General features: G+C 69.5%; 19 protein-coding genes. 2 read left to right on the top strand and 17 right to left on the bottom strand.

All coding sequences use genetic code 11. The annotated features are described in order from the left end of the window. Positions 1-5: 5 nt before the first annotated feature. From PGB34_RS18335 to PGB34_RS18280, 12 genes are all read right to left on the bottom strand, one after another. Positions 6-1,712: an AMP-binding protein gene (locus PGB34_RS18335; RefSeq protein ID WP_271429547.1), complete on the bottom strand. Its 1,707-nt coding sequence runs from the start codon at positions 1,710-1,712 to the stop codon at positions 6-8. 22 nt (positions 1,713-1,734) lie between these two features. After that, complete coding sequence (locus tag PGB34_RS18330) at positions 1,735-2,988, bottom strand: branched-chain amino acid ABC transporter substrate-binding protein (protein ID WP_271429546.1); 1,254 nt, start codon at positions 2,986-2,988, stop codon at positions 1,735-1,737. Between the two features lie 215 nt (positions 2,989-3,203). Then, positions 3,204-4,463, bottom strand: coding sequence for an O-antigen ligase family protein (locus PGB34_RS18325; RefSeq protein WP_271429545.1), 1,260 nt, complete (start codon positions 4,461-4,463; stop codon positions 3,204-3,206). A gap of 49 nt (positions 4,464-4,512) precedes the next feature. Continuing rightward, entirely contained in the window at positions 4,513-5,799 is a 1,287-nt protein-coding gene (locus PGB34_RS18320; RefSeq protein WP_271429544.1) for an arsenic transporter, read from the bottom strand. 11 nt (positions 5,800-5,810) lie between these two features. After that, positions 5,811-6,317 carry an arsenate reductase ArsC gene (locus PGB34_RS18315; protein WP_271429543.1) on the bottom strand — a complete coding sequence of 169 codons (507 nt, stop codon included), beginning with the start codon at positions 6,315-6,317 and terminating at the stop codon, positions 5,811-5,813. Between the two features lie 83 nt (positions 6,318-6,400). Continuing rightward, positions 6,401-6,721, bottom strand: a complete 321-nt coding sequence (locus PGB34_RS18310) for an ArsR/SmtB family transcription factor (RefSeq protein ID WP_271429542.1) — start codon at positions 6,719-6,721, stop codon at positions 6,401-6,403. 70 nt (positions 6,722-6,791) lie between these two features. After that, positions 6,792-7,988: a HAMP domain-containing sensor histidine kinase gene (locus tag PGB34_RS18305; protein ID WP_271429541.1), complete on the bottom strand. Its 1,197-nt coding sequence runs from the start codon at positions 7,986-7,988 to the stop codon at positions 6,792-6,794. A 27-nt stretch (positions 7,989-8,015) separates the two neighbouring features. Continuing rightward, positions 8,016-8,735 carry a response regulator transcription factor gene (locus PGB34_RS18300; RefSeq protein WP_271429540.1) on the bottom strand — a complete coding sequence of 240 codons (720 nt, stop codon included), beginning with the start codon at positions 8,733-8,735 and terminating at the stop codon, positions 8,016-8,018. 63 nt (positions 8,736-8,798) lie between these two features. Continuing rightward, complete coding sequence (locus PGB34_RS18295) at positions 8,799-10,445, bottom strand: NAD(P)/FAD-dependent oxidoreductase (RefSeq protein ID WP_271429539.1); 1,647 nt, start codon at positions 10,443-10,445, stop codon at positions 8,799-8,801. A 5-nt stretch (positions 10,446-10,450) separates the two neighbouring features. Beyond that, positions 10,451-11,266, bottom strand: a complete 816-nt coding sequence (locus tag PGB34_RS18290) for a beta-ketoacyl synthase chain length factor (RefSeq protein WP_271429538.1) — start codon at positions 11,264-11,266, stop codon at positions 10,451-10,453. Next, positions 11,263-12,471, bottom strand: coding sequence for a beta-ketoacyl-[acyl-carrier-protein] synthase family protein (locus PGB34_RS18285; RefSeq protein ID WP_271429537.1), 1,209 nt, complete (start codon positions 12,469-12,471; stop codon positions 11,263-11,265). The genes PGB34_RS18290 and PGB34_RS18285 overlap by 4 nt, the downstream gene beginning before the upstream one ends. A 74-nt stretch (positions 12,472-12,545) precedes the next feature. Further along, a complete protein-coding gene (locus PGB34_RS18280) occupies positions 12,546-13,979 on the bottom strand; it encodes an AmpG family muropeptide MFS transporter (RefSeq protein WP_271429536.1) in 1,434 nt (477 codons plus the stop codon). 108 nt (positions 13,980-14,087) lie between these two features. Here PGB34_RS18280 and PGB34_RS18275 point away from each other — a divergent pair, with 108 nt between their 5' ends. Further along, the gene (locus tag PGB34_RS18275) at positions 14,088-14,936 is read left to right on the top strand and encodes a M48 family metallopeptidase (RefSeq protein ID WP_271429535.1); all 849 of its coding nucleotides are present in this window, start codon (positions 14,088-14,090) and stop codon (positions 14,934-14,936) included. A 22-nt stretch (positions 14,937-14,958) separates the two neighbouring features. On the opposite strand, the gene PGB34_RS18270 is transcribed toward PGB34_RS18275, so the two are convergent. The 5 genes from PGB34_RS18270 to PGB34_RS18250 form a co-directional block, all read right to left on the bottom strand. Then, entirely contained in the window at positions 14,959-15,216 is a 258-nt protein-coding gene (locus PGB34_RS18270) for a hypothetical protein (protein WP_271429534.1), read from the bottom strand. Between the two features lie 97 nt (positions 15,217-15,313). After that, positions 15,314-16,186 (bottom strand): ABC transporter permease, encoded by an 873-nt coding sequence (locus PGB34_RS18265; RefSeq protein ID WP_271429533.1) that lies wholly within the window; start codon positions 16,184-16,186, stop codon positions 15,314-15,316. Then, positions 16,183-17,085 carry an ABC transporter ATP-binding protein gene (locus PGB34_RS18260; protein ID WP_271429532.1) on the bottom strand — a complete coding sequence of 301 codons (903 nt, stop codon included), beginning with the start codon at positions 17,083-17,085 and terminating at the stop codon, positions 16,183-16,185. Before PGB34_RS18260 ends, PGB34_RS18265 begins: the two co-directional genes overlap by 4 nt. Positions 17,086-17,095: 10 nt before the next feature. Beyond that, positions 17,096-18,109: an ABC transporter substrate-binding protein gene (locus PGB34_RS18255; protein ID WP_408647918.1), complete on the bottom strand. Its 1,014-nt coding sequence runs from the start codon at positions 18,107-18,109 to the stop codon at positions 17,096-17,098. A 53-nt stretch (positions 18,110-18,162) separates the two neighbouring features. Beyond that, on the bottom strand, positions 18,163-19,095 hold the full coding sequence (locus tag PGB34_RS18250; RefSeq protein ID WP_271429531.1) for a TauD/TfdA dioxygenase family protein: 933 nt from the start codon (positions 19,093-19,095) through the stop codon (positions 18,163-18,165). Positions 19,096-19,354: 259 nt separating this feature from the next. Here PGB34_RS18250 and PGB34_RS18245 point away from each other — a divergent pair, with 259 nt between their 5' ends. Further along, positions 19,355-20,332, top strand: coding sequence for a TauD/TfdA dioxygenase family protein (locus PGB34_RS18245; protein WP_271429530.1), 978 nt, complete (start codon positions 19,355-19,357; stop codon positions 20,330-20,332).

The following is a 20,332-nucleotide window of genomic DNA, read 5'->3' as shown; positions in this document are numbered from 1 at the left end:
AGCGTTCAGGCCACCACCGCCACCGCGCCCTGCGCCACTTCGGCGTGCAGCTCCTTTTTCGACAGCTTGCCCACGGGCGTCTTGGGCAGCGCCTCGCGCAGCTCCAGGGCCGAGGGCATCTCATGCTTGCCCAGATGGTCCTTGAGGAACGCGCGCAGATCGTCGAGCGACAGCGGCGACGCCCCCGCCTTGAGCTTGACGAAGGCCTTGGGCGATTGGCCGCGGTAGGCGTCGGGGATGCCGATGACGATCACTTCCTCGACCGAGGGATGCCTGTAGATCGCCTCTTCGATGTTGCGCGGGTACACGTTGAAGCCCCCGCAGATCAGCATGTCCTTGGTGCGGTCCACGAGGTAGACCACGCCGTCGCGCGTCATGTAGCCGACGTCGCCGGTGCGCAGGTAGCCATCGGCCGTGCAGCTCTCGGCGGTGGCGTCGGGGCGCTGCCAGTAGCCCGCCATCACGTTGGGCCCGCGGATGCACAGCTCGCCCTTTTCGCCCAGGGGCACTTCCTGGCCGGTCTGCAGGTCGAGGAAGCGCACGTCGGCGCGGGGCACCGGCACGCCAGCCGAGCCGATGGGGTGCTCGCCGTAGCCGGTCGACAGCGTGCCCAGGCCGCAGGTCTCGGTCATGCCCCAGCCTTCGAGCAGGCGGCATTGCGCCTTGTCGACGAAGCGCCTGTAGCTTTCGATGGCGATGGGCGCACCCCCCGAGTTGCAGAACTTGAGCGAGGCCAGTTGCTCCCGCGTGAGCGTCTCGTGCGTGGCCAACGCGACGAAGATGGTGGGCACACCGAAGAAAACGCTGATGCGCTGGCCCGCGATCGTGTCCACCGCGCTCTGCGTCTCGAAGCGCTGGTGCAGCGTCAGCTCGGCGCCCAGGCTCAGGCCCAGCAGCATGTTGGCCACCAGCGAATAGATATGGAACAGCGGCAGCACGACCAGAAAGCGTTCCTCGCCCTCGGCCACCAGGCCACCGTGCAGCCAGATCTCGCGCAGTTGCGCCAGGGCGCTGCTGAGGTTGGCGTGCGTGAGCATCGCGCCCTTAGGGTGGCCGGTGGTGCCACCGGTGTACTGCAGCACGGCCAGGGCCTGCAGGTCGGCCACGCGCGTAGGCAGGACCGGCAGGCCGGCGACCCCCTGTGCTTCGGCCGCGGCTTCGGCGGCCATCAGCTCGGCGAAGCGGAAGCAGCGCGCATCCGGCTCATCGGCAGGGGCACGCGCGGTGGCCGCGGCCGGCAGGAAATCATCCACCACGCCCAGCACCAGTGTGGCCAGCCGCGTGCTGTCCAGAAAGCCGCGCATCCTGCCCGCCAGCTCGGGCACGTCCAGGGTCAGGATCAGGTCGGTGCGGCTGTCCTCGATCTTGTGGGCCAGCACGGCGCCGGCGTCCAGCGGCGAGTAGTTGACGACGGTGGCGCCGGCGCGCAGCGCTGCGAAGAAGCCGATCACATAGTGTGGCGTGTTGGGCAGGTACAGCCCCACATGCGAGCCCGGGCGCACGCCCAGGCGCGCCAGGGCACGCGCGAAGCGGTCACAGGCGGCGTCGAGCTGCGCGTAGCTCAACGCTGCGCCTTCGAAGCGCAGCGCGGTTCGCTCTGGCCAGCGGGCCACCGCTTCATCCAGCACCGCCGTGAGGGCGGTGGTGCGCAGCGGCGCGTCCCAGCGCGTGCCGGGCGGATAGGCGTTCAGCCAGGGTTTCGTCGTCGTCATGCGGGTCTTCTCGGGCTCAGGCTCAGGCCGGTGGACGGGCCATTTGGCAGGTGGTGGGCTGCGCGCTTTCGGCCGGGCTCCAGACCTTCTCGGAGCGGAAGCCGTAGCCCGTGTTCTCGGCCTCGTGCTTCACGCCGGGGCTGCCCTTCCTGGCCCACATGCCCAAGTACAGCGGCGCCTGCAGCTGGTGGTCGTCCTTGCGCATTTCCACCTCGCCCATCGGGCTCTTGTACTTCATGCCTTCCAGCGCGTAGGCCACCTTCTTCGGATCGGTGGACTTGGCGGTGCGCATGGCGTCGCGCAGCATGTGCATGCTGTTCCAGTGGGCGGCATAGATGAAGTCCTCGCCCGACTTCTCCTTGTAGGCCACGGCGATCTTTTCCAGCTCGGGCGTGGGCGCGTTGGAGCCCCAGTTCCAGATCACGCCCACCTTGTCCACGCCCCAGGGCCCCATCTGTGTGGGAATGCCGGGGTTGTTGGCGTTCATCGTGTAGAAATTGATGTTCAGGCCGAAGTCGCGTGCGGCCTTGAGCAGCAGACCCAGGTCGCTGCCCCAGTTGGAGGTGATCACGGTGTCGGCGCCCGAGGACGCGATGTTCGCGATGTAGGGCGCGAAGTCGCGCACGGTGGCAATTGGCAGGTAATGCTCGCCCACGATCTCGATGTCCGGGCGCTTCTTCGCCAGGTAGGCGCGCGAGGCCTTGGCCGTCTGCTGGCCGTGCGTGTAGTTCTGGTTCAGCAGGTAGACCTTCTTCACCTCGGGCTTGCCCTGCAGGTAGGTGGTCAGCGCCTCGATCTTCATCTCGCTCGACGGGTAGAAGCGGAAGTGCCAGAAGCTGCACTTGTCGTTGGTCAGGCCCGGGTCCATGGCCGAGTAGTTCAGGTAGACCATCGCGCCGTTGGGATCGCGCCGGGCCTGCTTGTTGATCGCGTCGACCAGCGCGAAGGCCACGCCGGAGCCGCCGCCCTGTGTGACATAGCGGATGTTCTGGTCGAAGGCCGCGCGCAGCACGTTGGTGCTTTCCTGCGGCGTGCCCTTGCCGTCGAAGGGCACGACTTCGAACTTCGGGTCGTCGGCCCGGGCGGTGGCGTTGAGCTGGCTGACCACGTCGCGCAACTGGTTCAGCGAGCCCTGGCCCGTCTGCGCGAAGGGGCCTGACAGCACCTCGATGAAGGCGATCCTGACCGTGTCTGCGGCGGTGGCGAGGGAGCCGCTGGCGAGGGCGACGGCGCACAGGGCCGCACGGGCCGTGCGGGTGAGTTCAAGGCGTGGCATGTCTGTCTCCAGGCGCCGGCCCGGGGCCGGCGATCGTTGTCGATGAAAGCGTGACCGGCCGAGACCGGTTGGGCGCCTTCATCGTAGAGACAGTCCTGGCGCCGCAGTTGACTGAACCGCGGTGATTTCTTGACTCAGCACCTGCTGCGAGCTGCGCCTGGGGGCGCATCACCTTGCCCTGCGGGCCGCGGGGCCGCCGGGACGCGGCGGCGAGCTCACGCCGTTGGGAGTGTTCCTCGCCAACGTTGCGGCAGCACTTCGGCCCACGCGCAGCCGCTCTCGCCGGCCATGCGCAAAAACAGCAGCGCCGCCCACAGCAGCGACAGGCCGATCTGCGCGTCGCGCAGTGCCGAGTTCACGGACGTGGCCAGCAGCAGGATCAGCATGGCGCCGAAGGCCACGCGGCCGGTCAGGTCGGTGCGCCGCCAGGCCGCCCACAGGCCGGTGAGCATCAGCGCCAGCAGCAGCAGCGCACCGGGCAGTCCGGTCTGCGAGCCCATCCACAGGTAGTCGTTGTGCGGCATGTTGTAGTCGGCCAGCAGGGCCGGGCCGCGCTTGCGCCATTCGCTGTTCCAGGCGCCGATGCCCCAGCCCAGCAGCGGCTTCTCGGCCACCATCTGCGCCGTCTGCTTGTACATGTGATAGCGCACCACCCAGCTGCCTTCCGACACGGCTCCCTGCTGCGCGGCTTCCAGCTCCTGCACGCCCAGGCTCACCAGCTGGCGCACATGGGGCGGCGCGTTCCAGGCCGCCACGCCCACCAGCACGCCGCCCAGGGCCAGCGCCACCAGCAGCGCGCGCCAGCGCTGGCGCCACTGGTGCACGCACAGCAGCGGCAGCACCACCAGCAGCGCCAGCAGCGAGGTGCGCGAGGGCAGGGTGGTGTTGATGATCACCAGCACCAGTGCCGTGATGGCGAAGGCGCCTGCCGCCGCCGCCGGCCGCCGCCGCACCAGCAGCGCCAGGCCCACGGCCGCCGTGGCCGCCGCGGCGATGGTGAAGATCAGCGCGTTGTTGATGGACTTGTTGCCCACCAGCATGATCATGGGCTGCAGCACGTCGGGCATGGGCGGGAAGATGCCGAACTTCAACAGCAGGGTGTAGAAGATGACGATGTAGAGGAGGTTAAAGGCCGTGATGGCGACGAAGCCGCGCAGCGCCCACACCAGCTCGTCGCGCCGCAGCGCCAGCGCCAGCGCCACCGTGAGCGAGATGCGCAGCCCGTGCACCGCGTTCTGCCCGGTCTCCGGGTAGTGCGGCCGCGCCAGCAGCACCAGCGCCTGCCACAGCGTCAGGGCCACCAGCGGCCACCACATGGGGTGCGCGCGCAGCCGCGCGATGCGTTCGCCCATGCCGCCCGTCAGCAGCATGGCCAGCAGAAGCAGGAAGAAGCCAAGGTAGTTCAGCCCCACGGGCATGAACACCACCGCGCCCCACAGGCAGGCTGCGGCGCGGGTCGGAAAGAGTGCTCGCATGTGGGGCCGGATTCTAGGCAAGCCCCTGCCGCCGCCCCGCGTGCCGCCCCTAAGCTGCGCCCAGCCGCAAGGCCAGCGCGGCCAGGGCGGCGGCCAGCACGGGCAGCGTCAGCACCGCGCCCACGCGCAGGTAGTAGTCCCAGCCGATGGTGGTGCCCTTGCGGGCCAGCACGTGCAGCCACAGCAGCGTGGCCAGGCTGCCGATGGGCGTGATCTTGGGGCCCAGGTCGCAGCCGATGATGTTGGCGTAGACCATGGCCTCCTTCACCAGGCCGGTGGCCGACGACTGCTCGATGGACAGGGCGCCGACCAGCACCGTGGGCATGTTGTTCATGACCGAGGACAGCCCCGCGCTCAGGAAGCCCGTGCCGAAGGCCGCGCCCCACACGCCGCCCGCCGCGAAGCGCTCCAGCGCCGCCGCAAGGTGGCCCGTGAGCCCGGCGTTGCGCAGCCCGTACACCACCAGGTACATGCCCAGCGAGAAGACGACGATCTGCCAGGGCGCGCCACGCAGCACCTTGCGCGTGCCGATGACATGGCCCCTGGCGGCCACGGCAAAGAGGATGGCCGCGCATGCGGCGGCCACCGCGCTGACCGGAACGCCCAGCGGCTCCAGGCCGAAGAAGCCCAGCAGGAGCAGCGCGAGCACGGCCCAGCCCGCGCGGAAGGTGGCCCGGTCGCGGATCGCCGCCTCGGGCGCCTTGAGCTGCCGCAGGTCGTAGCGCGCAGGGATGTCGCGGCCGAAGAACAGGCACAGCACGCCCAGGCTGGCGGCCACCGAGGCCAGGTACACCGGCAGCATCACCGAGGCGTAGCGGTTGAAGCCGATGTCGAAGAAGTCGGCCGAGACGATGTTCACCAGGTTGGACACGACCAGCGGCAGGCTGGCCGTGTCGGCGATGAAGCCCGCGGCCATCACGAAGGCCAGCGTGGCCGCCGGCGAGAAGCCCAGCGCCACCAGCATCGCCATCACGATGGGCGTGAGGATGAGGGCCGCGCCGTCGTTCGCGAACACGGCCGACACGGCCGCGCCCAGCAGCACGATGAAGGCGAACAGCCGCACGCCGCTGCCCCGGCCCCAGCGCGCGACGTGCAGGGCGGCCCACTCGAAGAAGCCAGCCTCGTCGAGCAGCAGGCTGATGATGATGACGGCCACGAAGGTGGCGGTGGCATTCCAGACGATGCCCCAGACCACCGGGATGTCCGCGAGCTGCACCACGCCCAGCGCCAGCGCGGCCAGCGCGCCGGCCGAGGCGCTCCACCCGATGCCCAGGCCGCGCGGCTGCCAGATGACGAAGACCAGGGTGGCCAGAAAAACCAGCAGAGCCAGCAGCATGTTCGCCGCCCTCAGCGTTGCGCCAGCGCGCGCGCGTGCTGCTGCAGCGCGAGCCGGTCCAGGCCCTCGGCTGGCAGGCCGATGAGGAACTCCAGTCGCTGGCGGATGGCCAGCAGGGTCTTGTGGAAGGCCGCGAGCCTTTGCGCCTCACTGCCCTCGACCCCGGACGGATCGGGGTAGCCCCAGTGGGCCGTGGCCGGATGGCCCGGCCAGTAGGGGCAGGCCTCGCCGGCGGCGTTGTCGCACACGGTGATGACCAGGTCCATCTGCGGCGCAGCGTCCGTCCCGAACTCGTCCCAGCTCTTGCTGCGCAACCCTTTCGTCGGCACGCCGGCCGACTGCAGGGCCTGCAGCGCCAGCGGGTGGGGCTGCTGGTGCTCGCGCGGACTGCTGCCGGCCGAAAACGCCCTGAAGCGGCCCGCGCCGATGTGGTTGAGCAGCGCCTCGGCCAGGATGCTGCGCGCCGAGTTGTGGGTGCACAGGAAGAGCACGTTCAGTGGCGGGGTCGGGGTGGTCATGGTCTTGAGGGCGCAGCTTGAGACAGGCGCACGGCTGAACCGCGCACCGGATGAGTGGGTGGGGATGACGCAGGCTTACCGGCTCAGCATTGGCAGGTCTGCGCCTGCACGGCACAGCCGGCGCCCTCGCAGCAGTTCTGCGTGAGGTAGTCCAGCAGGCCGTTCATGCGCTCGAAGGCGGCGCGGTAGACCACGTTGCGGCTGGCTCGCTCCTGCGTGACCAGGCCGGCATGGGCCAGTTCCTTGAGGTGGAAGGACAGGGTGGCGTTGGGCGTGCCCAGCGCTTCGCCCATGACGCCGGGCGTCAGGCCTTCCTGGCCGGCCACGACGAGCGCGCGGAAGGCGCGCAGCCGCATCGGATGCGCAAGGGCGCCGAGCGCCGTGATGACCTGGGTTTCGTCCATGGCGCATCATATCCACGGTTCGATAATTGTGGAAATGATGAATTGCGGCTTGCCGCCACCAACGCGCCGCTCAGTGCGGCAACGCGATCACGAAGCAGGCGCCGCCGCCCTCGCGGCCTTCGCAGCGCACCTGGCCGCCATGGCGTTCGATGATGGACTTGACCAGCGCCAGGCCCAGGCCCACGCCACCCTCGCGCTCGCTGGCGCCGGGCAGTCGGTAGAAGGGCTCGAAGATGCGCTCGCGCAGGGCTTCGGGCACGCCCGGGCCGCGGTCCATCACGCGCACCAGCGCGTGGCGCGCATCGGCGGACAGGTCCACCTCCACGCCCTGCTGACCGCCGTAGCGGCGCGCGTTCTCCAGCAGGTTGCGCACGGCGCGGCGCAGCAGGCGCGGCACGCCGGGCACGGTGAGCGCTTCCAGCTTCGTGCCTTCGGCCACGCCCAGCTCGGCGCCGGTGTGGGCGCATTCCTCGGCCGCCAGGCCCATCAGGTCCACGCTTTCCACGGTGCCCATGTCGGCCTCGCGCGCATCGAGGCGGCTGGCCAGGAGGATCTCGTCGATCAACTGGTCCAGCTCGGCAATGCTGCGCGCCACTTCGGCAATCGCAGCCTTCTGGGCGCTGCCAACAGGGCTGCCGGATGGGGGCGCCATCAACTCCAGGCTCATGCGGATGCGCGTGAGCGGCGAGCGCAGCTCGTGCGAGGCATTGGCCAGCAGCGACTTGTGCGAACGGATCAGTTGCTCGATGCGCGTGGCGGCGTCGTTGAAGCGCTGGGCCAGGTCGGCCACCTCGTCCTCGCCGTCCTCGGGCACGCGGGCCGAAAGATCGCCCTCGCCCCAGCGCTGCACGCCGCGCTGCAGGCTTTCGAGCCGCTGCGTGAGCCGGCGCACGATGGGGAACAGGCCCACGCCCGTGGCCAGGCCCACCATGCCCAGCAGCCAGAAGATGCCCGTCTGCGGATGCAGCCACGGCGGCGGGCTGCGCCGGTCGTAGCGGGGGCCGAACTCCATCGTGAAGCGGCGCCCGTCCTCGAGCGTGATCTCGAACTCCAGCCCCTCGCCGGGCCGGCTGGTGCGCAGCGACGTGCCGCGGCCCGAGATCTCGTGCTTGTCATCGCGCAGCGTCACTTCGCGCGGCAGCGGCGTGCTGCGCTGTTCCTCCGAGATCTGCCAGGCCCAGCCCGCCGCGATCACCACCACGGCCACGCCGGCCAGCGACGCCAGCCAGATGCGCAGGTACAGGTGCCGGATGAACAGCTGGATCATGAAAAGAGCCCGGGCCCCGGCGCCGCGCTAGTCCTGCTGCTTGGCGAAGACGTAGCCCACGCCGCGCACCGTGAGGATGCGCTTGGGGTTCTTGGGGTCCACCTCGATGGCGGCGCGGATGCGGCCCATGTGCACGTCGATGGAACGGTCGAAGGCCTCCAGCTCGCGGCCGCGCACGGCTTCCATGATCTGGTCGCGCGTGAGCACGCGGCCCGCGCGCTCGGCCATGGTCACGAGCAGGTCGAACTGGTAGGAGGTGAGTTCCGCGCCCTGGCCGGCCACGGTGACCGAGCGCGCATCGCGGTCGATCTCCAGCGAGCCGAAGCGCATCACGCTGTGCGCCGAGGCGGCGGCCGGCGCGCTCGCCTCGGCCCGGCGGCGCAGCACGGCGCGGATGCGCGCGAGCAGCTCGCGCGGCTCGAAAGGCTTGGGCAGGTAGTCGTCGGCGCCCAGTTCCAGGCCGATGATGCGGTCCATCGGATCGCCCTTGGCCGTAAGCATGAGCACGGGCACCTTCGCCAGCGGGCCGGGCAGTGCGCGGATGCGGCGGCATACGTCGAGCCCGTCGGTGTCGGGCAGCATCAGGTCGAGGATGACCAGGTCGGGTGCGCGTTCCTGCAACTGAGCCAGTCCGCTGGCGCCGTCGCCGGCATGGCTCACGGCAAAGCCGGACTGCGTGAGGTATTCGCTGACCATCTGCGCGAGCCGCGCATCGTCCTCGATCATCAGGAGCTGGGGAGTACTCATGGTTCGGCCATCCTCTCGCAACGGCAGCAAGTGCCGTTGTAGCCCTCGTAAAGTTGCGTAAACCTACGCGGTTTCGGTCAACGCAAAGAGCATGGGCTCTGCGTCAAGGTCGATGGGCGCGTGTGGCAGCTCTTTCTCCAGCAGCGCCTGCACGGCCAGCGCCGCGCTGCTGCCGGCCAGGGCCGGGTAGGCGTCGCAGGCGCGGCCATGGATCTGGTGCGCCAGCGTGCGCAGCTGGCCCAGGCAGGCGCGCAGCCGGGCCAGGAAGGCCGGGCCGTCGGCGCAGCGCTCGCGCAGGCTCGCGTTGAGCGCGGCAAACCAGGGCAGGCGCGCCTGGTCGAGCATGCCCGGCAGGTTCTTCTTCTCGCTGTGCCCGGACCACTCGCGCAGCAGTTGCTGCATCGCCAGCCCCAGCGTCTGGGCGTGGCGCAGCTCATCGCTGACCTGGCCCAGGTGCGCCAGGTCGGTGAGCCGATGCTGGAAGAAGATCTGCGCGAGCACGCCCCAGTAGTAGGTGTAGTCCCAGATCACCTTCACGGGCAGCACCTCGGGGTCGCCGAACAGCGGGTACTGGCCTTCATACAGGGCCAGCGTGCTCTGGTAGAAGGACTGGTACATCTGGTCGTAGACCTGGGCCCGGGCGCGCAGCGAATGGCCCTGCCGGTCGTGCGCCACCAGGTCGCAGATGTAGGTGTTGCTGATGGCGATGAAGTCGCTGCCCGGCGAATAGAAAGGGTCCAGGAACAGGCCGGCTTCGCCCGTGAGCGCCCAGCGCCGGTCCGAGAAGACCTGCTTGCAGCCGTAGGAGAACTTGCGCAGCTGCATGAAGTCCTGCAGCAGGTGGCGCCGGCCGTCCAGTGCGTCGAAAAGGCGCGGCTGGTACTGGCGGAACCATTCCATGGCCTTGTCGAAGCTGTCCATGGTGTCCAGCGGATGGATCGCCGGGTCGGCCACGATGCCGACTGAATGCGAGCCCGAGGCCAGCGGAATCAGCCACACCCAGTAGCCCGCGCCCACGAGGTGGTTGGTCGACAGCCAGCGCGCCTGCGGGTCGCAGCGCGTGCGCCACTGCGGGTCCTCGCTCCATTCGTCGACCATGAGCCGGTCGCCGATGCGAAACCACACGGCGTGCGCGTGGTGGTCGTTGGGTTGCGCCAGGTCCAGCTTGCGCTTGATCAGCCCGGCCCGGCCGCAGGCGTCCACCACCCAGCGGCATTGGGCCTCGCGCATGGTTTCGCCTTCGCGCCAGCTGATGCGGTGCGGCGCATCGTCCTCGCTGAGCGTCAGCTGCTTGACCATTGCGTTGTCCACGAAGCGCACGCCGCGCTCGCGCGCGAGTTCGGCCAGGTGGTTCTCGAAGATGCCGCGGTCGATCTGGTAGCTGGGCGTGCTCAGGTAGTGGCTCACGCCGATCTCGGTCACGCCGTCCAGGTCGCGCCGCCCTTCCGAGAAGAAGAAGCGGAAGCCGAACTTGCGCAGCTGCGCCTGCTGCATGTGCTCCTTGAGGCCCAGCACCGTGTCGAAGTAATGGGCGCCGATCTCGACCGAGGACTCGCCCACCTTGTGCGTGGCATGCGGCACGGGGTGCGCGCGGCGCTCCAGCACCAGCACGTCGATGTCGGGGAAGCACTGGCGCAGTTGCAGGGCCAGGGTCAGGCCTGCGAGGCCCCCACCCATGATGATCACGTCGTGCGTGGGGGACATCGTCATTCCAGCTACTCCAGCGGCGCAAGCCGCAACACCAGTGAAAGTTGGGCCGACAGCGGCAGGGCGAGCGACTGGGGCTCGCCCGTCTCCAGCCGCGCCAGGGCTTCGAAGACGGGCAAGGCGTCGGCGATGGCGTTGGGCGGCAGCCGGCGCGCGGCCTCGGAGCGCAGCGGCTCGCTCCGGCTCGGGCCGGGCTGCAGCGCCCAGTCCAGCGCAGCCACCGCGCGCTCGGTGCGCGTGGGCGAAAGCACGAAGGCGCCCGACAGCAGCCCTTCGCTGCGATGCACCTGCTTGAGCGGCCCCACGGCCTCGACGTCGAAGCCCACCAGCAGCACGGCCTCAGAGTCGCAGGCGCATTGCGCGGCCGCTTCCATCAGGCCCGAGGCGAAGCTGTATTCATAGGCCGCCAGCGAATTGCTGGCGCGCTGGCAGCCGGTGCCGATGGTCCAGTAGCCCACGGCCGCGTTGTGCACGGAGTTGTGGAACTTGATGGGCGAGAGCTGCGCGGGCGCGGTGGCCAGCGTGGCGCACATGTAGTCGTTGATGGCCAGGTCGCCATGCGCCGAGGCGAACACGCAGGGCAGCTCGGCGGCATTGCGGCCGGCTGCCGCCACGCTGGCGCTGGCCGTTTCCAGCGCCACGGCCACGGTGTCGGGCGCGCGGCGGCGCTCGGCCGCGGCCAGCATCTGCGGCGAGGGGCGTTTGGCCGGCGGCTCGGCCACGGGGCCGGCGTCGCGCAGCGCGAGGCGGGCCGTGTCCCAGCCCGGCAAGGTGGGCGCCCAGAAGGCCGGGCCTTCGATGTAGAGCGTGGGCGTGCCGCTCATGCCGCTGCTCCGCGGCCAAAGATGAGGGCGCAGTTGTTGCCGCCGAAGCCGAAGGAGTTCGACAGCGCATGCCGCACCTCGCCCTGCGCGGGCGCCAGCCGGATCTGCGGGCCGCAGACCGGATCGGGCGTGCGGCTGTTGACGGTGCCGGGCATCAGCCCATGCTCCAGCGCCAGCAGGCAGACCACGGCTTCCACGATGCCGGCCGCGCCCAGCGTGTGGCCCGTGAAACCCTTGGTGCTGCTGGCATGCACGTGGGCGGGGAAGCGGCGCGACACCAGTGCGGCTTCGACCTCGTCGTTCTTGCTGCTGGCCGTGCCGTGCAGGTTGATGTAGTCGATGGCCTCGCAGCCCAGGCCGGCGCGCGCCAGCGCGTCGTTGAGCGCGCGTTCGGCGCCCGCGCCTTCGGGGTGCGGGGTGGACATGTGGTGTGCGTCGCTGGCTTCGCCGTAACCCAGGAGTTGCGGGTCGGCCGAGCCATCTGATCTTTCCAGCAAGGCAAAGCCGGCGGCCTCGCCCAGGCTGATGCCCTTGCGCTGCGCATCGAAGGGCCGGCAGGGCTCGCCCGAGACCAGCTCCAGCGAGTTGAAGCCGAAGAGCACGCTGCCGCACAGCGTGTCCACGCCGCCCACCACGGCGGCGTCGATCAGGCCCAGGCGCATCAGCCGCTCGGCCGAGGCAAAGACCTTGGCGCTGGAAGAGCAGGCGGTGGAGATCGTCTCGCACGGGCCCGTGAGGCCCAGCGCGCGCTGCACGAACAGGCCCAGCGAATGGGCGGTGTGCAGTTCGCTGTGGCGCATGCGCGGCGGGAACAGGCCGTTGGCGTCCATCTGGGTGTAGGCCAGTTCGGTGTCGCCGATGCTGGAAGTGGAGGTGCCCACGATCACGGCCACGCGGTGCGCGCCATGGCGCTCGCGCGCCGCCAGCGCCGCTTCGAGGAAGCCGTCGGCCGTCAGGCCCAGCCAGGCCAGCCGGTTGTTGCGGCAGTCCCAGGTGGCCAGCTCGGGCGGCAGCTGCAGCGCCTCGACGCCGTCGACGCGGCCGATCCAGGTGTCCAGGCGCTGCCCGGCGGGTTCGCCGAAGTCGTTGGGGCGCAGGCCGCTGCGCGACTCGCGCAGCCCCTGGAGCAGGGCGGCCTTGCCGGTGCCCAGCGCCGTGGTGGCGGTGTAGGCGCGGATGGAAAGGGGTGCAATGCGGGTGGGCACGTTTTTCTAGGTCTGGCGGTTGCAACGCACGGGGCGCGGAAGCGAGCGTAACAGCGCCGCGGCGCTTGCGCCTGTCAGCCGAGGGCGTCGCGTGCGGCCTCGGCTGGCGGCACCGACGCTGCCGTGTGTTTCTTGGCCTGCCGCGCCGCCAGCGCCACCAGCACCAGCACCGGCAGCCCCAGCGCGGCGGTGCAGATGAAGAAGCTGCCGTAGCCGTGGGCGTCCACGAAGGCGCCCGAGTAGCCGGCCACGAACTTCGGCAGCAGCAGCATCATCGAGCTGAACAGCGCGTATTGCGTGGCCGAATAGCTCACGTTGGTCAGGCTGGAGAGGTAGGCGATGAAGGCGGCCGAGGCGATGCCGCCGGCCAGGTTGTCGGCCGAGACCACGACGACCAGGCCCGTCAGGTCGTGCCCGCGCGTGCCCAGCCAGGCGAACAGCAGATTGCTGGCCGCGCTGAGTACGGCGCCCAGCATCAGCACCCGCATCACGCCCAGGCGCATCGCCAGCGCGCCGCCGACGAAGGCGCCCACCAGCGTCATCACCACGCCGTACACCTTGCTCACGGTGGCCACCTCTTCCTTGGTGAAGCCCATGTCCACATAAAAGGGGTTGGCCATGATGCCCATCACCACGTCGCTGATGCGGTAGATGGCGATCAGCGACAGGATCAGCACGGCCTGCCAGCGGTAGCGGCGGATGAAATCGGCAAAGGGCTCAACCAGCGCGCCCTGCAGCCACTCGGTGGGGTTGCGCGCCGGGGGCAGCGCGCGGCGCGCGGGCTCGGGCGACAGCAGCACCGTCACCACGCCCACCGCCATGGAAGCGGCCATCACCAGGTAGGCGATCTGCCAGCTGCCGTTCTGGTAGCCGGAGGTGGCGGCTTCGGCCACCGACATCTCGGCCCAGGCCGCCACCCACAGCACGCCCGCGCCGGCCCAGATCATGGCCAGCCGGTAGCCCGTCTGGTAGGCCGCTGCCAGCGCCGCCTGCTTGCGCGCCTCGGCCGATTCGATGCGGAAGGCGTCCAGCGCAATGTCCTGCGTGGCCGAGCCGAAGGCCACCAGCAGCGCGCACCACACCAGCGGCGTGAGGCCCGCGCGCGGATCGTTGAAGGCCATGCCCACCAGCCCCGCGATCACCAGCGCCTGCGACAGCAGCAGCCAGCCGCGCCGGCGCCCGAGCAGCGAGGTGAGCGGCGGCAGCGGCAGCCGGTCCACCAGCGGCGCCCACACCCACTTGAAGCCGTAGGCCAGGCCGACCCAGCTCAGGTAGCCGATGGTGGCGCGGTCGATGCCCGCCTCGCGCAGGCGAAAACTCAGCGTGCCCAGCACCAGCAACAGCGGCAGCCCGGCCGAAAAACCCAGCGCGAACATGCGCAGCGTGGCCGCTTCGCCATAGACCCTGAGCGTCTCGCCCCAGCCGGGGCGCCTGGACGTGTCTGCGCCGTTTGGGTCCGGCGCGGCGGACGCGGTGGAGGAGGAGGAAGGGCCGGGTTGCGAAGGCATGGGGCCATTGTCCACAGGACATGGGCTTGGCTTAGCATCCGCGCAGCCCTTCGTGGGCGCGCCCATCGCTGCCACTTCATCATCCTCTTCTTCCAGCCGACACCCGCCATGTGCCTGCTCTGCCTTCCGCCTCCCGCCGACACAGCCGGCGCGCATCGCTGGTCCTCGCGCCGCGCCTTCGTGCTGGCCGGCGCGGCGCTGGCGGCCACGCCGGCCCTGGCGCAGGTGGACGTCGGTCCGCCTTCGCGCACGCGCACCCTGGTGCCGGCCGACACGCTGGAGCGGGCCGGCGACCAGCAGTACGCCCAACTGCTGCAGCAGGCCAAGGCCCAGCGCGCCCTGGCCGGCAACGAGCATCCGCAGCTGCAGAAGCTGCGCACCATCGCGCGGCGGCTGATCCCGTTCACGCAGAAGTGGAACGAGCGCGCCGGCAGCTGGAAGTGGGAAGTCAACCTGATCGGCAGCAAGCAGATCAATGCTTTTTGCATGCCCGGCGGCAAGATCGCCTTCTACACGGGCATCCTCGACCAGCTCAAGCTCGACGACGACGAGATCGCGATGATCATGGGCCACGAAATGGCGCATGCGCTGCGCGAGCATGCGCGCGAGCGCCTGGCCAAGACCACCGGCACCGGCATGGCGTTGCAGCTGGGCGCGCAACTGCTGGGCCTGGGCGAGCTGGGCGACCTGGGCGCGCGCGCCGGCACGCAGTTGCTGTCCCTGAAGTTCAGCCGCGACGACGAAACCGAGGCCGACCTGGTCGGGCTGGAACTCGCAGCCCGCGCGGGCTTCCGACCGCAGTCATCCGTGAGCCTGTGGGAGAAGATGGCCGCCGCCTCCAACCGCCAGGGCGGCATCGGCTTCCTCTCCACCCACCCCAGCGGGCCGGAGCGCATCCGCGTGCTGGAGAGCAATGTGCCGAAGGTGGAGGGGCTGTACCGAAGCGCGCGCGTTTGAGCGCGGGCGGGCCTGATGGCGCTCAGGCCGCGTTCTTCAACGCCCTCTTGGCGTTGTCCTTCGAGTCTTCGGCGCGGTTCTTGTGATAGCCCGACTTGACCTTGTTGACGGCCTTGCCGACCGGGCCGCTCTTCTTCGCCTCGTTGTCCGCGCGCTTTTGCTCGACCTTGTGTTCCACCGAATCGGCGGCCTCCGAGGCCGCCTTGCCCACCTGGGCGTGAGCGCTGCCCAGCGTGAGCAGGCTCAATGCGGTGGCGAGGGTGATCAGGGACTTGTTCATGCGGGCACTCCGTCCAAGCGATTCGAGGGCAGTGTGCGCAGGCCGCCTGCCCGCCGACTGTCGGCCGCCGGCGCGTGGTGTTGACGGTGCGCCGCTGCTAGCGCTGCTGCCCCCACTTGCGCACCGTCAGCCGCTCCAGCGTGGCAAAGCCCAGGCTTTCGACCAGCAGGCCGATGATCACCACCAGCGCCAGGCCGGCGAAGACGCGGTCGGTGTAGAGCTCGTTGCGGTTCTGGAAGATGTACCAGCCCAGGCCGCCCTTGCCGCTGCTGGCACCGAAGACCAGCTCGGCCGCGATCAAGGTGCGCCAGGCGAAGGCCCACGCGATCTTCAGGCCCGAGAGGATGGCCGGCAGCGCAGCCGGCACCAGGATCTGCAGCACATAGCGCAAGCCGGTCAGGCCGTAGTTGCGCCCGGCCATGCGCAGCGTTTCGGGCACGCCCTGAAAGCCGGCAAAGGTGTTGAGCGCCAGCGGCCACAGCACCGAGTGGATCAGCACGAAGATCAGGCTGCCCTGGCCCAGGCCGAACCACAGCAGCGCCAGCGGCAGCAGCGCAATGGCCGGCAGCGGGTTGAACATCGACGTGAGCGTGCTCAGCAGGTCGCGCCCGAAGCGGGTGGACACGGCCAGCGTGGTGAGCGCAAAGGCCAGCCCCACGCCGGCCGCATAGCCCTGCACCAGCACCGTGAGTGAAAGGGCGGTGCGCGTGAGCAGTTCGCCATTGGCCAGGCCCTCGATCAGCGCGCGTGCGGTGGCGCCGAAGGTGGGCAGGAGCAGGTCGTTGTCCTGCCAGCGCGCCAGCAGTTCCCACAGCAGCGCCAGCGCCCCCAGGATGAGGCCGCGGCGCAGCCAGTCCTGCTGCCACAGCCGTGCGGGCCAGGGCAGGGCGCGTTCGACGGCGCCGGCGGTGAAGGGCTGCAGCGCCAATTCGTACTCGGGCCGCGTCGGTGGCTGATGAAGGGCGCTCATGGTCGCTGCTGCGGGCCACTGGCCGCCTCTTGTTCGAACAGCAGGCCGTGGATGCGCTGCGCCACGGCCTGGAACTGCGCGCTGCCCTGGCTGTGCAGGTCGAAGTCGTGGCTGTTGAGCTCGGCGCGCATGCGGCCCGGGTGCGGCGAGAGCAGCGCGATGCGGCTGCCCACCACCAAAGCCTCTTCGATGGAGTGGGTGACGAAGAGCAGGGTGAAGCGCACTTCTTCCCACAGGGCCAGCAGCTCTTCCTGCATCTTGCGGCGCGTCAAGGCGTCCAGCGCGGCGAAGGGCTCGTCCATCAGCAGCACGCGCGGCTGCATGGCCAGTGCGCGCGCGATGGCCACGCGCTGCTTCATGCCGCCCGAAAGCTGGTGCGGATGCGCATCGGCAAAAGGGCTCAAGCCGACCTTGTCGAGGTAGTGCGCGGCGCGCTCGGCCGCTTCGCGTCGGCCCAGGCTGCGCGAGGCCAGCAGCGGGAACATCACGTTCTCGCGCACGGTCTTCCAGGGCGGCAGCTGGTCGAACTCCTGGAACACGACGATGCGGTCGGGGCCGGGTGCGTTGACGCGCCGGCCATCGAGGCGGATCTCGCCCTCCACCGGTGCGATGAAGCCCGCAATGGCCTTGAGCAAGGTGGACTTGCCGCAGCCCGAGGGCCCCAGCAGCACGAAGCGATCGGCTGCGTGCACGTCGAAGCCCACACGGTGCGTGGCGCGCACCACGCGTTCGGGCGTGCGGTATTCCAGGCTCACGCCATCGACCTGCAGCAGCGGCGCATCGCCAGCCGGCTGTGCGCCGCGCAGACACTCTGGCAAGGGGGCATGGCCCTCGCCCGGTTCCCGCAGCGGCGCGCGTGCAAAGCCACGGCGCAGCGTGAGCGTGGATTCAAGGCTCATCGCGTTGGCCTCAGCTGCCCGATGCGGCAATCGCCTCGGGGAAGAAGTAGTCCTTCACCGATTCGGGCCTGGCCTTGATCGTGCCCACGCGGTGCAGGAACTCGCCCAGCACGCGCGTGTTCTCGGGCGCGGTCTTGAACTGCACTTCGGGGTTCCTGATGATCTGCAGCAGCAGGTTGCGGTCGGTCCTGGCGCCAGTCACACGCAGGTAGGTGTCGGCGGCCGCTTCGGGGTTGGCGGCGATGAACTTCGCGGCTTCGTCCAGCGCGGCGATGAAGGCGCGATAGGTCTTGGGGTTCTCGCTGCGGAACTTCTCGGTGGCGTACAGCACCGTGGCCGACGAGGGGCCGCCCAGCACGTCATAGGACTTGAGCACGATGCGCGCGTTGGGGTTGCCGGCCAGTCCCTGCTCCTGGAAGGGCGGGTTGCCGAAGTGGGCCGTGATCTCGGTGCCGCCCTTGATGATGGCGGCCGTCGCGTCGGGGTGCGGCAGCGCCACCTGCAGGCGGTCGAGGCGGTTGTAGTCCTTGTCGCCCCACAGCTGGGCCGAGGCCAGCTGCAGCACGCGCGACTGCACCGACACGCCCACGGCGGGCAGCGCGATGCGGTCCTTGTCGGTGAAGTCCGCGATGGTCTTCACGGCCGGGTTGTTGCTGACCAGGTAGTAGGGGAAGTTGCCCAGCGAGGCCACGCCCTTGACGTTCTGCCGGCCGCGCGTGCGGTCCCAGATGGTGAACAGCGGGCCCACGCCGGCACCTGCGATGTCGATGTTGCCCGCCAGCAGCGCATCGTTGACGGCCGAGCCGCCCGAGAGCTGCACGAACTCCACCTTCACATCCACGCCTGCGGCCTTGCCGTGTTTCTCGATCAGCTTCTGGTCCTGCGCCACGTTCAGCAGCAAATAAACGATGCCGAACTGCTGCGCGATGCGGATCCGGCCTTCGGCCTGCGCGGCCATGCTGCCGGCAAGAAGGGAAAGGCCTGTCAGAAAAACAAGGGCGGCGCGGCGGGAGAAGGCGTTCATGAATGTCGGTGGGGAGAGGAGAAAAAAGAAAAAAGGCGCAGGCGGTGCGGCTGTCAGCGGGGCGCATCGCCTTCGATGGTGGTGCGATAGAGCTTGCGGCGCAGGTGCTCGGGCGTGCCGGCCGCCAGGTGCAGCACCGAGCGGTTGTCCCAGAACACGATGTCGTGCGGCTGCCAGCGGTGGCGCAGGGTCAGCGCCGGCTGCGTGCTGCGCGCAAACAGCTCTTCCAGCACGGCGCGGCTTTCGTCCTCGGGCAGGCCCACGATGCGGGTCGTGAAGTGCTCGCTGACGAACAGCGCCTTGCGGCCGGTTTCGGGGTGCGTGCGCACCACGGGGTGGACCACGGGCCTGACCTCGTCGAGCTGGGCCTGCGTGAGGGCGGGCCGCCATGGGCTGCGCGCTCGCAGCTCCTCGTACCTGGCCAGGTAGCTGTGTTCGGCGCGCAGCGGCGCAATGGCCTTCTTCAGCGCTTCGGGCAGCGCGTCGTAGGCCGCATGCTGGTCGGCGAACAGCGTGTCGCCGCCTTCGGCGGGCAGCTCCTGCGCATGCAGCAGTGAACCGAGGCTGGGCCGCTCCTTGTAAGAGAGGTCCGAATGCCAGAAGTGGCCCGCGTCGCCCAGGCCGATGGGTTCGCCGTTCTCCTTGATGTTGGAGACGATCAGCACCTCGGGATGGCCCGCAAGCTGGAACTTCTTCTGCACATGGACCTGCAGCGGACCGAAGCGCCGGCTGAAGTTCACATGCTGCGCGGGCGTGATGCGCTGGTCGCGAAACACCACCACATGGTGCTTCAGATGGGCTTCATGCACGCGCGCGAAGTCTTCGGCATGCAGGCTCTGGTCGAGCCGAAGGCCCACGATCTCCGCGCCGAAGGGCGCATGCGAAAAGGGGCGCACTTCGAAGTGCTGGCGTGCAGGTGCATGGCGGCCTGGCAGGCGCTGCGCCTCGGCGAGCAGGGAGGGGGAAAGAAGGGTGGAAGCGGTCATCGTGTGCGGCGGCCACGGCGGGCCCAAGGGCCGCCACAAAGAAAAGAAGAAGCAGCCCGTGAGCCGCACTCTAGAGAGCCTTGCGCCGCAAGGGAACGACGCATTCCTTGCTTGCAAACAACCAAAACATCTAAAGCGCATGGCTGCCGCGGCGCGCGCACAAAGCGCACTTGCTTATGCGCAAGCCTTCGTTCGCGCCGTGCGGCGCGCTGCGCATCATTGGCCGCTGACCTGCACACCGCCTTCAAGGAGTTCCCCGATGTCCCAAGCCCCTTCCGTCGCCACCGATGATTCCGCGCGCATCGACACGCGCTTTGGCGACCTGCGCATCCGCCGCCTGGCCGGCCACATCGGCGGCGAGGTGCTGGGCCTGAAGCTGGGTGCCGAGCTGAGCGAGCAGCGCTTCGCTGCCGTGCAGGCCGCGCTGCTGGCGCACAAGGTTCTGTTCTTCCGCGGCCAGGGCCATCTGGACGATGAGGCGCACCAGGCTTTTGGCGCGCGCTTTGGCCGCACGGTGGCGCACCCGACGGTGCCCGCGCCCAGCGGCACAAAGCTCTTCGAACTGGATGCCTCCAAGGGCGGCGGCCGGGCCGATTCATGGCACACCGACGTGACCTTCGTCGATGCCTTTCCGAAGATCTCGATCCTGCGCGGCGTGAAGATTCCGGCCTATGGCGGCGACACCGTGTGGGCCAACACCGCCAAGGCCTACGAGCGCCTGCCCGAGTCGCTCAAGAAGCTGGCCGAACAGCTCTGGGCCGTTCACAGCAACGACTACGACTACGGCGCGGACCGCACCGACGCGGCCTCGGCAGACCGCGTGCGCCACCACCGCGAGGTCTTCGTGTCCGCCGTTTATGAGGCCGAGCACCCGCTCGTGCATGTGCACCCGGAAACCGGCGAACGCGCGCTGTTGCTGGGCCACTTCATCAAGAAGTTCATCGGCGTCAGCAGCGCCGAATCGGCCCGCCTGTTCGATCTGTTCCAGTCGCGCGTGATCCGGCTGGAGAACACGGTGCGCTGGTCGTGGCAGCAGGACGACGTGGCCATCTGGGACAACCGCGCCACGCAGCACTACGCCGTCAATGACTACGGCGACCAGCCGCGCCTGGTGCGCCGCGTGACGGTGCATGGCGAGCAGGCCATTGCCGTGGACGGCCAGCGCAGCCGAACGCGCCGCCGGCCCGAAGCCAGCAACGATTCGCAGCTCGATGCGCTGATCACGCGCACCGCCTGA

Origin of the sequence: Xenophilus arseniciresistens (genome assembly GCF_028023875.1) — a bacterium.
Lineage (GTDB): Bacteria > Pseudomonadota > Gammaproteobacteria > Burkholderiales > Burkholderiaceae_C > Xenophilus > Xenophilus arseniciresistens.
This window is presented reverse-complemented; position numbering and strand designations above follow the sequence as displayed.

Bases quoted from the DNA above. Each gene is read 5' to 3' on its own strand.
- PGB34_RS18335 (WP_271429547.1), bottom strand. From the start codon at position 1,712: ATGACGACGACGAAACCCTGGCTGAACGCCTATCCGCCCGGCACGCGC.
- PGB34_RS18330 (WP_271429546.1), bottom strand. From the start codon at position 2,988: ATGCCACGCCTTGAACTCACCCGCACGGCCCGTGCGGCCCTGTGCGCC.
- PGB34_RS18325 (WP_271429545.1), bottom strand. From the start codon at position 4,463: ATGCGAGCACTCTTTCCGACCCGCGCCGCAGCCTGCCTGTGGGGCGCG.
- PGB34_RS18320 (WP_271429544.1), bottom strand. From the start codon at position 5,799: ATGCTGCTGGCTCTGCTGGTTTTTCTGGCCACCCTGGTCTTCGTCATC.
- PGB34_RS18315 (WP_271429543.1), bottom strand. From the start codon at position 6,317: ATGACCACCCCGACCCCGCCACTGAACGTGCTCTTCCTGTGCACCCAC.
- PGB34_RS18310 (WP_271429542.1), bottom strand. From the start codon at position 6,721: ATGGACGAAACCCAGGTCATCACGGCGCTCGGCGCCCTTGCGCATCCG.
- PGB34_RS18305 (WP_271429541.1), bottom strand. From the start codon at position 7,988: ATGATCCAGCTGTTCATCCGGCACCTGTACCTGCGCATCTGGCTGGCG.
- PGB34_RS18300 (WP_271429540.1), bottom strand. From the start codon at position 8,735: ATGAGTACTCCCCAGCTCCTGATGATCGAGGACGATGCGCGGCTCGCG.
- PGB34_RS18295 (WP_271429539.1), bottom strand. From the start codon at position 10,445: ATGACGATGTCCCCCACGCACGACGTGATCATCATGGGTGGGGGCCTC.
- PGB34_RS18290 (WP_271429538.1), bottom strand. From the start codon at position 11,266: ATGAGCGGCACGCCCACGCTCTACATCGAAGGCCCGGCCTTCTGGGCG.
- PGB34_RS18280 (WP_271429536.1), bottom strand. From the start codon at position 13,979: ATGCCTTCGCAACCCGGCCCTTCCTCCTCCTCCACCGCGTCCGCCGCG.
- PGB34_RS18275 (WP_271429535.1), top strand. From the start codon at position 14,088: ATGTGCCTGCTCTGCCTTCCGCCTCCCGCCGACACAGCCGGCGCGCAT.
- PGB34_RS18270 (WP_271429534.1), bottom strand. From the start codon at position 15,216: ATGAACAAGTCCCTGATCACCCTCGCCACCGCATTGAGCCTGCTCACG.
- PGB34_RS18265 (WP_271429533.1), bottom strand. From the start codon at position 16,186: ATGAGCGCCCTTCATCAGCCACCGACGCGGCCCGAGTACGAATTGGCG.
- PGB34_RS18260 (WP_271429532.1), bottom strand. From the start codon at position 17,085: ATGAGCCTTGAATCCACGCTCACGCTGCGCCGTGGCTTTGCACGCGCG.
- PGB34_RS18255 (WP_408647918.1), bottom strand. From the start codon at position 18,109: ATGAACGCCTTCTCCCGCCGCGCCGCCCTTGTTTTTCTGACAGGCCTT.
- PGB34_RS18250 (WP_271429531.1), bottom strand. From the start codon at position 19,095: ATGACCGCTTCCACCCTTCTTTCCCCCTCCCTGCTCGCCGAGGCGCAG.
- PGB34_RS18245 (WP_271429530.1), top strand. From the start codon at position 19,355: ATGTCCCAAGCCCCTTCCGTCGCCACCGATGATTCCGCGCGCATCGAC.